This is a genomic window from Pseudarthrobacter sp. NKDBFgelt, assembly GCF_046097905.1.
In the GTDB taxonomy this organism is placed as follows: domain Bacteria; phylum Actinomycetota; class Actinomycetes; order Actinomycetales; family Micrococcaceae; genus Arthrobacter; species Arthrobacter polychromogenes.
In genome coordinates, this window is the sequence record NZ_JBJURL010000199.1 from 1 (window position 1) to 651 (window position 651).

Genomic DNA, 651 nt, shown 5'->3' on the forward strand with positions numbered 1-651 from the left:
CCGGCGGCGCAGATGCCCGCCAGCAGCTCGCCCACCGGCCGCGGTTCACCGTTGCTGACCACGAGCGCCCGGCCGTGGATGTGGTCCATGCGGTGCAGCGCCGCGGCGATGGCTGAGGCGGCATTGTCCACATAGGTGGTATCGATCAGGGCAGCCCCGTCGTCGAGCAGCGGCAAGCGGCGGCGGCGTGCGCGGTCCAGTACACGTTCCACCAGCTGGGTGTCCCCGGGGCCCCAGACGATGTGCGGGCGCACCGCGGCGACGCGGAAATCCGGCGAGTCAGCAGCCAGCGCAAGAAGTTCGGCCCGCGCCTTGGTACGCGAATAGTCCCCGTGCGCCCGGTCCGGGTCCGCCGGTTCGGCGCCCAATCCCGCTATTGCGGCCCCTGAGTTGGCCACGGACGGCGAGGAAACGAAGACCAGGTCCCTGACGCCCGCCCCGCGGGCCGCGCGGAGCAGGCGGCGCGTGCCGTCCACGTTCACGGCATCGAAGTCCGTGGCCTTGCCCGTGAAGGAGACCTTGGCGGCCAGGTGGATAACGCCCTCCGCGCCGGCAACGGCGCGTCGGACGGCGTCGTCGTCCGTGATGGACCCGGGATGGTCCGTGGCGCCGTCGACGCCGGCCGGGCGCCGCTGGAAGGTGCTGACCTCG

Annotated in this window: 1 protein-coding gene; it reads right to left on the bottom strand. The window is 72.7% G+C overall.

Going from position 1 to position 651, the window contains the following annotated elements; genetic code table 11:
- On the bottom strand, window positions 1-651 hold a 651-nt coding region (locus ACKAE7_RS21135), incomplete at both ends, for an NAD-dependent epimerase/dehydratase family protein (RefSeq protein WP_408980238.1).